12 protein-coding genes are annotated in these 13749 nt (G+C 68.9%); 8 read left to right on the plus strand and 4 right to left on the minus strand.

Annotation, left to right across the window (positions count from 1 at the left end):
• Positions 1-7: 7 nt before the first annotated feature.
• From OG555_RS30060 to OG555_RS30075, 4 genes are all read left to right on the plus strand, one after another.
• Entirely contained in the window at positions 8-1840 is a 1833-nt protein-coding gene (locus OG555_RS30060; protein WP_329475916.1) for a hypothetical protein, read from the plus strand.
• A gap of 75 nt (positions 1841-1915) precedes the next feature.
• Complete coding sequence (dapB, locus tag OG555_RS30065; protein ID WP_328521708.1) at positions 1916-2662, plus strand: 4-hydroxy-tetrahydrodipicolinate reductase; 747 nt, start codon at positions 1916-1918, stop codon at positions 2660-2662.
• Positions 2663-2698: 36 nt separating this feature from the next.
• Positions 2699-3145 (plus strand): hypothetical protein, encoded by a 447-nt coding sequence (locus OG555_RS30070; protein WP_329475917.1) that lies wholly within the window; start codon positions 2699-2701, stop codon positions 3143-3145.
• A 131-nt stretch (positions 3146-3276) separates the two neighbouring features.
• Positions 3277-5790, plus strand: coding sequence for an ATP-binding protein (locus OG555_RS30075; RefSeq protein ID WP_329475918.1), 2514 nt, complete (start codon positions 3277-3279; stop codon positions 5788-5790).
• 505 nt (positions 5791-6295) lie between these two features.
• Here the strand turns inward: OG555_RS30075 and OG555_RS30080 are convergent.
• Both OG555_RS30080 and OG555_RS30085 read right to left on the minus strand, forming a co-directional pair.
• Positions 6296-8077 carry an alpha/beta hydrolase gene (locus OG555_RS30080; protein WP_329475919.1) on the minus strand — a complete coding sequence of 594 codons (1782 nt, stop codon included), beginning with the start codon at positions 8075-8077 and terminating at the stop codon, positions 6296-6298.
• A 227-nt stretch (positions 8078-8304) separates the two neighbouring features.
• The gene (locus tag OG555_RS30085) at positions 8305-8691 is read right to left on the minus strand and encodes a cupin domain-containing protein (protein ID WP_329475920.1); all 387 of its coding nucleotides are present in this window, start codon (positions 8689-8691) and stop codon (positions 8305-8307) included.
• A gap of 53 nt (positions 8692-8744) precedes the next feature.
• Between OG555_RS30085 and OG555_RS30090 the strand changes: the two genes are divergently transcribed.
• The gene (locus tag OG555_RS30090; RefSeq protein ID WP_329475921.1) at positions 8745-9716 is read left to right on the plus strand and encodes a GlxA family transcriptional regulator; all 972 of its coding nucleotides are present in this window, start codon (positions 8745-8747) and stop codon (positions 9714-9716) included.
• Here OG555_RS30090 and OG555_RS30095 read toward each other — a convergent pair.
• Together OG555_RS30095 and OG555_RS30100 are read right to left on the minus strand one after the other, a co-directional pair.
• The gene (locus OG555_RS30095; RefSeq protein WP_329475922.1) at positions 9705-10310 is read right to left on the minus strand and encodes a GNAT family N-acetyltransferase; all 606 of its coding nucleotides are present in this window, start codon (positions 10308-10310) and stop codon (positions 9705-9707) included. The genes OG555_RS30090 and OG555_RS30095 overlap by 12 nt on opposite strands.
• 111 nt (positions 10311-10421) lie before the next feature.
• Entirely contained in the window at positions 10422-11606 is a 1185-nt protein-coding gene (locus OG555_RS30100; protein ID WP_329475923.1) for a DUF418 domain-containing protein, read from the minus strand.
• Positions 11607-11781: 175 nt separating this feature from the next.
• Between OG555_RS30100 and paaA the strand changes: the two genes are divergently transcribed.
• The 3 genes from paaA to paaC are packed head-to-tail and all read left to right on the plus strand — an operon-like array spanning position 11782 to position 13720.
• Positions 11782-12708 (plus strand): 1,2-phenylacetyl-CoA epoxidase subunit PaaA, encoded by a 927-nt coding sequence (gene paaA / locus OG555_RS30105; protein WP_329475924.1) that lies wholly within the window; start codon positions 11782-11784, stop codon positions 12706-12708.
• The gene (gene paaB, locus OG555_RS30110; RefSeq protein WP_131351625.1) at positions 12705-12983 is read left to right on the plus strand and encodes a 1,2-phenylacetyl-CoA epoxidase subunit PaaB; all 279 of its coding nucleotides are present in this window, start codon (positions 12705-12707) and stop codon (positions 12981-12983) included. The genes paaA and paaB overlap by 4 nt, the downstream gene beginning before the upstream one ends.
• Positions 12980-13720, plus strand: coding sequence for a 1,2-phenylacetyl-CoA epoxidase subunit PaaC (gene paaC, locus OG555_RS30115; protein WP_329475925.1), 741 nt, complete (start codon positions 12980-12982; stop codon positions 13718-13720). Before paaB ends, paaC begins: the two co-directional genes overlap by 4 nt.
• Positions 13721-13749: the final 29 nt, after the last annotated feature.

Genomic DNA, 13749 nt, shown 5'->3' on the forward strand with positions numbered 1-13749 from the left:
GGCGGCCGTGAGTGCACTACCGATGACCCCGAGGAGCAGGCAGTTCGCGCTGCTGGCCGGGGTCATCGTGGTTGCCGGTGGGCTCGCGGGGTGGTGGATCCTGACCGCGGGCCGGGCCGCCAACGAAGGCTTCGACATCACCGACGAGGGCTACTACCTGTTGTCCTACCGATGGTGGAACAGCAATCCGCTGGCGCTGACCGGAGTGCAGTACCTGTACGGCCCGGTCTTCGAGTGGCTCGGGTACGACATCGTCCGGTTGCGGCTGTTCCGGCTGCTGACCGTGGTCGTCGTGCATCTGATCTTCGGGTACAGCTTCATGCGCTGGTTGCGAGGCCGGCGGCCGGGCGCGGCGCCGACGAAGCTGTGGGAGCTGGCCGGGATGGCGGTCATTCTGGCCGCCGGTGGCATGTGTTACAGCTGGCTGCCGCAGTCGCCCGGCTACAACGATGTGGTCCTGCTCGGTGCGCTGACGCTGGTCTCGTGCGTGTTGTGGATGGCGACGGCGGTCGATCGAGGGCGCCCGGTGCCGTTCTGGGTGCTGGTCGTGGCCGGTCTTGTCATCGGTGCGATGGTGCTGGCGAAGTGGACCTCGGTGGTGGTGATCGGGCTGATCGTGGTCGCCGCCCTGATCGTTCTGGCCGGCCAGGGCTTGCGGGCCGTTGCCCGCGGTGTCGGTCTCGCGCTGGCCGGGCTCGCGGCGGCGGCGCTCGTGGTGCAGTTGTTCGTGGTCCGGCTGAACGTCGCGGTGCCGGGGATCATGACCGTGAACAGGTTCATCGCGGACACGTCGTACTCGCCGGCCGCCCTGTTGCACGTCTACTGGTCGACCGGTCTCAACCTGCTCGGACGGACCCTCCGCGACCACGGGATCCTGCTGGTCGCAGCCGCCGTCGCGGTGATCGCCCGATGGCGTTGGCTGCGCATCGCCGCCGGGGTGCTCGTGCTCGTCGCGTTCGCTCTGTCGGTACGCCGGGTGGTCGCCGATGGCGCCGCCTTGGGTGGGTCCGGGCACACGTCGCGGTACACGGTGACGCTCCTGGCCGCCGTACTCGTCGCGCTGGTGACGGCCGTCGCCGCTGTGGTCGCCGGCCGGCTCCGGCTGACGGACCGGTCCGTGCTGAGCCGCGAGAACGCGCGGGGATGGGTCGTCCTCGGGCTGCTGGTCGTGCTGCCGATGGTGCAGGCGTTCGGCACGAACAACCCGCTCTACACGATCGGCTTCAACGCGTTCGCCGCCTGGGCCGCGGTGATGATCGCGGTCGTGACCGGGATCTGGGCGACGCCGATCGTCGCCCGGGCGACTGTCGGGATCGTGGCCGTTGCGTCGCTGGTGGCGGTCGCGTCCATCGCCTACACCGGGCTGTTCCAGTACCCCTATCGGTCGGTCGGGCACACACAGCTGACCGCGGCGGCGTCCCTGCCGGCGTTGAAGGGTCTCTACGTCGAGCCGCTGGCCGAGCGGAACTACTCCAAGCTGGCGACCGAGCTCCGGGCGTATCTCCAGCCGACCGGGCGGCCGATCCTGGCGTTCGACAAGATGGCCGGGATCGTCCTGATGCTGCAGGGGAAGCCGGTCGGCGAGGCCTGGGTCGCGCCGAAGGAACGGTCCAGGACCGCGGCCGGAATCGGGGAGGTCTGCCGGAACGGACCGCCCTGGGGAGCGAGTCGCCCGCCGATCATCATCCTCAACCGTCCCATCTCCGACGTCGAGGTCACCGCCCTGCGCGCCTGCGGGCTGGACTTCCAGGCGGACTACACGTTGCTCGCGCCCGCGAAGGACACGATCAAGCTGCAGGTCTACGTCCCGCGCGCCGAGCGAGCCGCGCAGAAACCCTGACCGACGGCACCCTGACCGGACCAGAGGGGAGCGGATGAGATCCTGTTGCCCTCGATTCCAACCGGAAGGGTGCGCATGATCAAGGTCGGTGTACTGGGAGCCAAGGGCAGGATGGGCGCTCAGACGTGCCTCGCGGTCGAGGAGGCCGACGACTGTGAGCTGGTCGCCCGGCTCGACCAGGGCGACGAGCTCGAGGAGCTGACCAAGGCCGGTGCGCAGGTGGTGGTCGACTTCACCCGGCCCGAGGTCGTGATGGACAACCTGGCCTGGTGCATCGAGCACGGCATCCACGCGGTCGTCGGGACCACCGGGTTCGACGACGAGCGGCTGGCCACGCTGCGCTCGCAGCTCGACGCCAGCCCGGGCACCGGCGTACTGATCGCGCCGAACTTCTCGATCGGCGCGGTCCTGATGATGCAGTTCGCCGCCAAGGCGGCCCGGTACTACGAGTCCGTCGAGATCGTCGAGTTGCACCACCCGGACAAGGTGGACGCTCCGTCGGGCACGGCACGCCGTACGGCGGAACTGATCGCCGCCGCCCGCCGGGACGCCGGGGCCGGGCCGATCCCCGACGCGACCACGACGGCGCTGGACGGCGCGCGGGGGGCGGATGTGGACGGGATCCGGGTGCACGGGGTCCGGCTGCGCGGTCTGGTCGCGCACCAGGAGGTCCTGTTCGGTGACGAGGGCGAGACGCTGACGATCCGGCACGACTCGATGGCCCGGGTCTCGTTCATGGCCGGCGTCCTGCTCGGGGTCCGGCGGATCGTCGGCACGCCCGGGCTGACGGTCGGCCTCGAGCACTTCATGGATCTAGCCTGACCGGGGCGGTGGGGCGGGGAAAGAAATGACACTGAGATGAGCGCGAAGCGTGCGGCGATCGTGATCGCGGTGGTGTTCGTCGCCTACGCCGTACTGCTCGGCTGGCGTGGGGTGTTGCTGATCGGGACCGGCGACCCGGTGGCGATCGGGCTCGGGATCGCGGTCCTGGTCATCCCGTTGCTCGGGATCTACCTGGTCTGGCGCGAACTGCAGTTCGGCCGCCGGACCGAAGCCCTCGCCGGCGAACTCGAGGCGGACGGTGGCCTGCCGGTCGACGATCTGCCGCGCCGGCCGTCCGGTCGGATCGACCGGACCGCTGCGGACGCCGCGTTCCTGAAGTACAAGGTAGAGGTGGAAGCGGCGCCCGACGATTGGCGGGTGTGGTTCCGCCTGTCCACCGCGTACGACGCTGCGGGCGACCGGAAACGGGCCCGCGCGACGATGCGCACAGCGATCGCTCACCACGACCAAGCGGTGCGCTGAAGGCCGTCAGTTACCTGGGAGTTCGCTGTGAACGACAGGGCGGTAACTGACAACCAGGTGTGAAACGGGATACTTTCAAGACGTGCGTGGCAACCGCCACGTGCAGGTCGGAGACTGGGTGGAGCCGTCCTGTGCCATCAGACGGGTCTGGCCGCGGCTCGGACGACGTGCAGGGGGCAGGATTCGGCGGCCTGCTGCGCCGGCACCGGCGTGAGGCCGGGCTGTCGCAGGAGGGACTGGCGGAGCTCGCCGGCTTGAGTGTCGACGCGATCGCGGCTTTGGAGCGGGGACGTCGGCGCGCGCCGCGAGCACACACGCTGCGCCTGCTCGCGGACGCGCTGCGGCTGGAGGATCCGGACCGGTCACAGCTCACCTCCGCCGCGCGCCGGGAGACCGAGACCAGCCGGCCGCCGATGCGCCAGCCACCCGCCCCGCCGAACCAGCTGATCGGCCGCACCACCGAGCTCACCGCCACCAGACGCTTGCTCGGCCAGCGCATCACCCGCCTGCTGACGCTCACCGGGCCCGGTGGCGTGGGCAAGACCCGCCTGACCATAGCGCTGGCCAACGAACTCACCGACAGCTTCCCGGACGGCGTCTGCTGGGTGCCACTGGCAGCGCTCAGCGACCCGGCCGCCGTCGTACCGGCGGTCGCTGCCTCTACCGGCCTGCACCTGGTGGAGAGCACCCGGCTGGTCGAGGAGATCGCCGAACAGATCGGCCGCAGCCACATGCTGCTGGTCTTCGACAACTGCTCGCACGTCGTCGCGACCGTCGGCCAGATCTGCGCCGCCCTCTTGGAATACTGCCCGAACCTGTCGGTCCTCGCGTCCAGCCGCGAGCTCCTGCGTGTCCCCGGCGAGAGCGTGTACGTCGTACCTGCGCTGGCCCTGCCGCACGACGAGCATCAGCTGGAGTCGTCGGCCGCGGTCCGGTTGTTCGTGGAGCGCGCGATCGCCCGCGGCTACGATCCGGCCGGGCAGATCGACCAGGTCGCGCGCGTCGTCCGGCGGCTCGAGGGCATGCCGCTCGCGATCGAGCTGGCCGCAGCGCGGACCAACGTGATGACCATCGAGGAGCTGGCGAGCGAGCTGGAGACGTCGTTCGGCATCCTGGCCGGCGGCTCGCGGACGGCGTCGCCGCGGCAGCAGTCCATGTCCGGCGCGATCGAGTGGAGCCATGACCTGCTCACACCGGCGGAGCGGGACGTGTTCGCGCAGCTGTCGGTGTTCGTCGGCGGCTGGACGCTGAACGCGGCCGCGACCGTCATGTCGGGGAAGGCTTCACCAGGGCCGTTGGAGCGGGCCGAGGCGCTCGACCTCACCGGGCGGCTGGTGGACAAGTCGCTGATCCGGGTGACGCGGCGGCGCGGGATGGCGCGGTACTACATGCTCGCGGTGATTCGTGAGTTCGCCGCCGACCGGCTGGCGGGGGCCGGCTGGACGGAGGAGGCGGCCAGGCGGCACGCGCAGTACTACATCAGCCTCGCCGAGGAGGCCGAGGGCCACCTGCGCGGTCCGAACCAGACCGACTGGCTCGAGCGGCTGGACGACGAGCTGGACAACCTCCGCTCCGCCATGGCGTGGGCCCTGCGGACGCGGTCGGTCAGCGAGGCGCTGCGGTTGTCCGGCGGCCTGTGGCTGTTCTGCTACCTGCGCGGGCACTACGCCGAGGGCAGCCAGTGGCTCGAACGTTCCCTGACCCTCGCGGACTCGCTGCCGGCCAAAGAGCTGGGCGGTCTGGCTCCTGCCTGCGCGAAGGCGAATCTGGGCGCGGGCATGCTCGCGTTCCTGCAGTGCGAGTACGACGCCGCGACCGTCCGGCTGGAGACCGCCCTGGTGCAGTACAAGGAGCAGGACGACGCAGCTGGTACGGCGCTCGTCCTGCAGCGGCTCGGGGGAGTAGCCCGGGAGCGGGGCGACTACTCGGCCGCGGAGGACCTGCACTGCGAGAGTTTCGACCTCTTCGAGAGTCTCGGCGACCGGTCCGGGATGGCCTGGGCGCACAACCACCTGGGATTCGTGGCCTGGTTGCGCGGCGACCTCGAGGTGGGTGCGCGGCGGTGCCGGCGTGCACGGGACACCTTCCGGGCCATCGGTGACGGCGAGGGGCTGGCCTGGTCGCTGATCAGCCTCGGCGCCATCGCGCAGTACAGCGGTGAGCTGGTCGAGGCCGAGGACCTGCTGCAGGAGAGCCTGGCGTTGTCTCAGCGGCTCGGGTACCGCGAGGGTGTCGCCTGGTCGCTCAACCAGCTGGGCATCGTGGAACGACGCCGCGGCCTGACGGAGCGCGCAGTACACCTGCTGGACGAGAGCCTGGCCGAGCATCGCGATCTGGGTGATCGGTGGCGGTCGGCCAGTGTGCTCGAGGAGCTCGCGGCGGTCGCCCAGCAACGCGGCCGCGGCGACTACGCCGCGTTCCTGCTGGGTGCGGCGGATGGTGTCCGCGAGGTCATCGGCGCACCGGTGCCGGAGATCGAGAAGCCGGACTATCAGGCCACTCGGGCGGCGATCGAGGAGTCTCTGGAGCGGCGGGCCTTCCGGACCGCCTGGTCGGCCGGTCGGGCGGCCCCACTGGCCGCGGTCGCCGACGGCTACCCGCCACCGGCCTCGAGCCACAACCCGAATCACACCGGGCGGCTCTGACGCCGGGCAGAACAAAACCGATCAGCAGTCCACCAGGGCTGCTGATCGGCGTAGGTCGGGTCTGGTGATCGAGCCCCCCGACCTTGTGCCTCGCGGAGCACCACGACCTGGGGGATCGACGGCACCCCGCGAGGGTTTTTGGGAGCGCGGGCGAATGACGCCGTGTGCGTGGCCCGGCCGGCTGTGTCTCTGTCTGACCCCCCAGGCAGTCCCCCCACCCCACAGCCGGCCGAAGCCACGTCGGCGATGGAGACCTGCCGTCGAGCCCTCCCGGTCGACGCCTGGTTCCTCCGCGCTGACTCAAGGTTGTCGAAATCACGCTCTGTCGCACAGGGACGTTACCCTGACATCGCCCTGACAAATTTGTCCTGACAACGAAAGCGTGGTCCGGATTTCGCCGACGGTGATCACGGTCTGTCCGAGCGTAGGGAAATCGGGCAGAAATTGACTGCGTTTTCCGTCCGCGCCGGACAATCCTTTCCTGCGATTCAAGCGTTCGCTCGGATCAGTGGAGATATCCCGAGACGGCTTTGGTGAATCCCGCGATCCGGCGCAGTGGCGCGCTCTCGGCGTACCCCTGCTCGCCGCTCTCCTCGAGCTCCGGTGCCGGGGCCGATGGGGCGGGGATGCCCTCGCCGGTGCAGCTGACGTCCTTGGCCGGCGCCTTCCCGGTGGTGAGGAAGGCGTTGACGATCTTGTCCGCGCACTTGTTCACGCCGCCGTACACGCCGTGGTCGCCCTCGCGGGTGACGGTGAGCAGGCGCGATCCGGCGTACCTGTTGTGGGCGGCGACGGCGAGCGCGTAGTTGGTCGCCGGATCGTGCACCGACTGCACCATCAGCGTTGTAGGTAGGCCTTTGCCGGTCGGCGTCGGCATCGTCAGGTTGGGGCGATCCCAGTAGAAGCAGGGGTTCTCAGTCATGGTCCAGCCGAGGAGTGGGTTCTTCGGACCGAGGCGTCCGGCCAACTGTTGGCCGTACTCGCGGCCTTGCGGCCAGGGCGTGTCATTGCAGGTGATCGCCGTGAAGGTCGCGCTCTCGCCGTCGTCCCCGATCATCCGGCCCAGCGGAGGGAGTCCGACGACGCCGCGGTTGGCGCGCTGGACCAGCTCGTGCTGCCGGGCGGGCGACAATGCGTCCACCTGGCGTTGCGCGGCCCGGGCTCCGCCCTTTGTCTGGGTCGCGGAAAGGTCGCGAAGAAATGCCAGGTCGAGCGCCAGCGAATAGAAGTCGATTTTTGTATACAAATCCCCGGAAATGATCGAGTCCAGGGTGTTCTGGTCGTAGCCGACCTTGACCGAACCGTCCAGGAACTCCTCGACAGCCGGTTGCCTCTTCAGTGCCGCGCGCAGCCGCTCGTAGGTCCGGATGACGGCTCCGGGTGAGGTGCCCAGGTGCAGCTCACCGTCGTACTTCGCCGCCCAGGTCGCGAAGTCCTCGCGGAACCGGCGCTCGAACGCCGGCGGCTGCGCGACGAAGGTGTTGATCCAGGGCTGGGTGAAGTCGGTGTTCGAGTCCAGCACGAAGCGCCCGACGTGCTCGGGGAAGTAGGTCTGGTAGTACGCCCCGAGCCAGGTGCCGCCCGAGTAGCCGAGGTAGTCGATCGTGTCGAAGCCGAGCAGTTGCCGGATCAGGTCCATGTCCTGCACGGTCTGCGCGGTGGTCACGTACGGGAGCAGACCGCGCGACTGGCGGTCGCAGTACGGCTGCGTCATCGCCGACGCCTCGGCGATCAGGTCGAGGTTCCACGGATCCCGGTCGCGCGCGTCCATCGAGTAGCCGGGCGAGCCCTGGCAGGTCACGTCGGTGCTGTCACCGGTGCCCCGCGGGTCGAACCCGACCGCGAGGTGGTCCTTCGCGAGCGGTGCCTGGATCGCCAAGTACGGCGCCATCCCGAGGCCGGCGCCACCCGGACCGCCAGGGTTCCCGAAGATGACCCGGCTCGGTTTGCCCTTGGCCGGTGCGACCTTGCTGACCGCAATCTGGATGTCGTTGCCGGAGTACTGGTTCGCCCAGTCGCGCGGTGCCGTGATCTTGGCGCAGTACGTGCGCAGCTCTTTGTCGCCGCACTGGGTCCACACCGGTCTCTGCTTCAAGTACTTGTTGGCCACCGGATGCGCCCGGTCGACCACCGTCGCGGTTTGCATCGAGGCGGTCGCACCAGACCCCGGCACGACGAGAACAACAGCAGCGGACAGCCCGAGGGCTGCTCCGATCATCACCCGCCTACTGCGCGGCGCTCGATGGGCGCCTCGGCGCGCTGACGAGAAGGTCACGATGCTCCGCATCGAAACCTCCTCTCCAGCACGCCGACGCACTCCATCGAGCACCTGCTCGCGACGGCGGGTGATGATCGGAGCAGCCCTAGACCCACGGCCAGGGTGAGGTACTTCATGCAGACTCCAGCGGATGGCCTTGCGTAATCGGACCGTCGCAATCTGTCATGCCCGCCGACGCCGGTCGAGCACCACCCCCGGCCGGTCGCCGATCCGCCGGATGCTATGGGCGGTGGTGGTCAGATCTCGAGGCCTGTGTGGGTGGAGATGTGGTCCGGGAGGGGGTCGTGGTGGTCGCCGGTGGTGGGGATGCCGGCGGGTTCGATGACGACGATGGAGGCGCCGGCGTCGGAGAAGGGGCGGTGGTAGATGCCGCGGGGGACGACGAAGACCTGGCCGGGGGAGAGGGTGACGACGCGTTCGTCCGGGTCGCGGACGGCGATGCTCAGATCGCCGTCGAGGACCAGGAAGAACTCGTCGGTGGTGTCGTGCACGTGCCAGATGTACGAGCCCGCCACCTTGGTGACGCGGACGTCGTAGTCGTTGATCCGCGTGGCGATCCGCGGGCTCCAGAGGTCGTCGAAGGTCTTCAGGACAGCGTGCAGATCAACTGGTTCGTGGCTCATGCGGCCCAGTCTTCCCGGATGCGCCGGAGATGAGTGAGTGCTAGAAATGGCAGATGCCGAAAGAATCCTCGCACCACGTCGCCGTGATCGTGGACCACGGTTCGAACCCGTTCGAGCTCGGCGTCGCCACCGAGCTGTTCGGCCTGCGCCGCCCCGAGCTGGACCGGGATTGGTACCAGCTCAGCCTCTGTACGCCGGAGCCCGAGATCCGCATGCATTCCGGCTTCTTCACGCTGACCGGGGTCGCCGGCCTCGATCGGGCGGATCGCGCCGACACGGTGATCGTGCCGAATCGTCCCGATCCCGAGGTGCCACCGTCGGACGCCGTACTGGACGTCGTACGGCGGGCCGCGCAGCGGGGAGCGCGGTTGGTGAGTTTCTGCACGGGGTCGTTCACGCTGGCGGCGGCCGGGGTGCTGGACGGGCGCCGGGCTACGACACATTGGCGATGGGCTGACACCTTCCGGCGGTCGTATCCGCAGGTGGAGTTGCTGCCGGACGTCCTGTTCGTTGACGACGGCAACGTTCTGACCGCGGCCGGCAGTGCGGCGGCGCTCGACCTCGGCCTGCATCTGATCCGCCGCGACCACGGCGCCGAGATCGCGAACGCGGTGAGCCGGCGGTTGGTGTTCACGGCGCATCGCGACGGTGGTCAGCGCCAGTTCATCGATCAGCCGGTGCCGGTGGTCGCGGACACCTCACTGGCGCCGCTGCTCGAGTGGGCGCGGGAGCGGCTCGGCAGTCCGCTGACGGTCGCGGACATCGCGACGTACGCCGCGGTCAGTCAAGCGACCCTGCATCGCCGGTTCCAGGCCGAGCTGGGTACGACGCCACTCGCCTGGCTGACCGGTGAGCGGGTGGCCTTCGCCTGCCGGCTGCTCGAACGCGGCGAGGTCAGGCTGGAGACGATCGCGAGGACCTGCGGCCTCGGTACGGCGGCCAACCTCAGGATCCAGCTGAAACGCACCACCGGCCTGACGCCCAGCGACTATCGCCGGCGCTTCGCACTGAGGTCAGTCAGCTGAACCCGGGTCGGTGTGGAGGCGGATCTGCTTGATGCGCACCGACTCGTCGCCGTACAGGTCGAGTTCACGATGCGCGCCGTCCGGGGCCCAGCCGGCCTCGGTGTAGAAGGCGCGGAGGACGTCGTCGGTGGAGTTGACCCACACCGTCACGCGGCTGAACCCGTCGGCGCGAATGGTGTCGACGACCGCGTTCAGCAGCCGCGAACCATGTCCGGCGCGGGTGGCCTCCGGCTTGACCGCGAGTTCGGCGATCAACGCGTCCCGCCGCGGGTCGGCGTCCGGGTCGTCGGACGGCGTGATCGCGGCGAAGCCGACCAAGGTGCGGCCGGCCAGCGCGACCATCACCCGGTTGCGCGCCTCGCCCGGCGCGAGCAACGCGGCCCGCCACTGCGCCGCGAACTGCGCCGGGTTGAGATCCGCGAGGACATCCATCGGCAGCAGACCGGCGTACGCCGTCCGCCACGCGGCGACCTGGATCTCACCGATCTCGTTCGCCTCGGCCGGAAGCGCCAGCCGCACACTCGTCTCGGCCACCGGGCTCTCACTGGAGAGGTCCGACAGGTTGGCGGGTTCCGGTACGCCGAAGTCACTCATACCCGCCATCCTCCCAAACCCGCCTCCGCCTCCCGCCGCGGGGAGACGACCTTGAGCACCCACCAACCAAAATCCGGCGCGGAAGGTGGTTGGTGGATGCTCAAGGTGGGGTCAGTAGACGAGGCGGCGGAGGAGGGTTTCGGCGGGACCGCGGTAGGAACGCTTGCTCATCGCGTACGCGCCGGCCACCGACGCCACCCACACACCGATGGCGATCAGGGCCGCGGTGTACGCCGTACTGCCGAAGCGAAGGTCCAACGTGAAGGGAGCCAGCAGCACCATCCACGAGAGCGACTGGAACAGATAGCCGGACAGCGATCGCTGACCCAAGGCCGACACTGCGCGGACCGGCAGCGACAGCGTGGTGATGCGCGAGACCAGCAGACCGAACAACGCGATGTAGCCGGGTCCACCGAACATCCCACTGACGTGGGACAGATAGCTCAGCGAGTCGACCGCGGTCTCGTCGACGTGCAACCAGCCGGCACCGACCAGGGCGAGCGGCAGACCGCCCAGGATCGTGATCCCCAGGCCGACAGCGGCGACCCAGCACAGCAGCTTGCGGTGTGCACCCGGGTTCTCCAGGATCTGCTTACGGGCGGCCCAGATGCCCAGCCAGACGACCATGATGAAGCCGACCACGCTCGCGGTGTGCAGTGGGTACTCGTGGAGCCGATCGATCACGCTGGCGCCGTACGACGGGGCAGCGAGCGACGGATTCGGGTCGTTGGTGAGCGGGTGTGCGGGCCCCGAGCTGTTGACGACGGTGAGTGCGGCCTGGGCGGCGATGACCAGGAGGTAGACGGTCTCCAAGGCCCAGACGCCGAGGATGATCCGGTGGAACTTGTCGCCGCGGTTGAGCAGGAACAGCGTGCAGATGATGCCGACGATGCCGTAGGCGCCGAGGAAGTCCCCGAAGTACAGCAGGGTCGCGTGGACCAGGCCGAAGGCGATCAGCCAGCCGTTGCGCTTGAGCAGAATCCGCCGGACCGCGCCGGAGGTCGCGCCGGCGGAGCGCTGCCGCCGGGCCAGCTGGACCAGGCCGTAGCCGAACATCACCGCGAACACCGGGTAGGCCCGGGCGTCCACGAAGGTGAGCTTGACGAAGTTCAGCACCCGCTCGAGGCCGTGCGGTGAGCTTTCGACGCCGGGCTGGCCGGCGAAGGCGAAGTTGGCGCTGTTGGCCAGGCCGATCAGCAGCAGCATCGCACCGCGGATCAGGTCGGGTGCGAGCGCACGTTCCGTACCGGTGACCGGTCCGCGATGATCGACGGCCGGGAGGGTCTGCGTGGTCACGGGGAGTCCTTTCCAAAACTGTATAAGCCTTGAACTGAATACTCCCGGTGCACCCGGCGCGGACCCAGCGCGCTGCCACCACTTCGCGGGGTGGACCTACCACCACCCCGTCCGACTTTGTGACACTTGTTGTTGGTTTGGAGAGAAAGTGTCACATCTCGGCTATGCTGCCGGTATGGACAGCTTCCAGGCGACCATCGACGCCGACGGCCGGATCGAGCCGCGGGACGCGATGCCGGCGGGGTACCGCAAGACCCTGATCCGGCAGATCGCGCAGCACGCGCACTCCGAGATCATCGGCATGCAGCCGGAAGGCAACTGGATCAGTCGCGCGCCGTCGCTGCGCCGCAAGGCGATCCTGATGGCGAAGGTGCAGGACGAGGCCGGCCACGGGCTCTACCTGTACGCCGCGGCCGAGACGCTCGGCGTGGACCGCGCGGACCTGCTCGACCTGCTGCACAGCGGGAAGCAGAAGTACTCCAGCATCTTCAACTACCCGACCCTGACCTGGGCCGACATCGGCGCGATCGGCTGGCTGGTCGACGGCGCCGCGATCGTCAACCAGGTCCCGCTCTGCCGCTGCTCCTACGGGCCGTACGCGCGGGCGATGGTCCGGGTCTGCAAGGAGGAGTCGTTCCACCAGCGGCAGGGGTTCGAAATCCTGTACACGCTGTGCAACGGCACCCAGGCGCAGAAGGCGATGGCCCAGGACGCCCTCGACCGCTGGTGGTGGCCGTCGCTGATGATGTTCGGTCCGCCCGACTCCGCGTCCACGCACTCGGAGCAGTCGATGGCGTGGGGGATCAAACGGCACAGCAACGACGAGCTCCGTCAGCGCTTCGTCGACATGACTGTCCCGCAGGCCGACGTCCTCGGACTGCGCGTGCCCGACGACGGCCTGTCGTACGACGAGGAGTCCGGGCACTACCGCTTCACCGAGCCGGACTACACCGAGTTGTACGACGTGGTGAAGGGCAACGGCCCGTGCAACCAGCAGCGGCTCGCGCATCGGGTCAAGGCGCACGAGGACGGTGCGTGGGTCCGTGAGGCCGCGGCCGTTTATGCGGCGAAGCAGGCCGCTCGCAAGGAGAGTGCAGCATGATCGAGCCTCTGTGGGAGGTGTTCGTGCGGTCCCGTCGTGGTCTGTCGCACACGCACGTCGGCAGCCTGCACGCGCCGGACGCGACCATGGCGCTGCGGAACGCGCGTGACGTCTACACCCGCCGTCAGGAAGGCGTGTCGATCTGGGTGGTTCGGGCCGCGGACATCACCGCGTCCAGCCCAGACGAGAAGGACGAGTTCTTCGACCCGGCCGGCGACAAGGTCTACCGGCACCCGACCTTCTACCAGGTCCCGGAAGGCGTCGAGCACCTGTGAACGACCTGTTCGTGTACACGCTCCGCCTCGGCGACGACGCGCTGATCTCCGCGCAGCGCACCGCCGAGTGGATCGCGGCCGCACCGCAGCTCGAGGAGGACGTTGCCCTCGGCAACATCGGGCTGGACCAGTTGGGCCAGGCACGGTCGCTGCTGCAATACGCCGGTTCTGTCGAAGGAGCCGGCCGGTCGGAGGACGATCTCGCCTACTTCCGGGACGAGCGCGACTTCCTCAACCTGCAGCTGTGCGAGCTGCCGACCGGTGACTTCGCCCACACGATGGCACGGTTGCTGTACTTCGCGACCTATCAGCATCTTTTGTACGACGAGCTCCAGACGTCCGCCGACGAGACGCTGTCAGGTGTTGCCGGCAAGGCAGTCAAAGAGGTCGCCTACCACGTCGACCACGCGACCCAGTGGGTGCTGCGCCTCGGCGACGGCACCGACGAGAGCCATAGCCGCATGCAGGCCGCTCTTGAAGCGGTCTGGCCTTACACCGCCGAGATGTTCGAGTCCGACGACCTGGTACGACGTCTCGCGGTCGCAGTGGACCCGTCGACCCTGCAGGACGAGTGGACGCGTCGAGTGATGGCAGTGATCGACGAATCCACGTGCAGCCGGCCAGAGGCGTCGTACCAGCACAGTGGTGGCCGTCAGGGGCGTCACACCGAGCACCAAGGGTATCTGCTCGCGGAGCTGCAGCATGTGGCTCGCTCGCACCCGGGGGCGACATGGTGACCGACAAGCCCGTTGCGTCCGAAGATGTG

Source organism: Kribbella sp. NBC_01484, from assembly GCF_036227145.1.
Taxonomy (GTDB): Bacteria; Actinomycetota; Actinomycetes; order Propionibacteriales; family Kribbellaceae; genus Kribbella.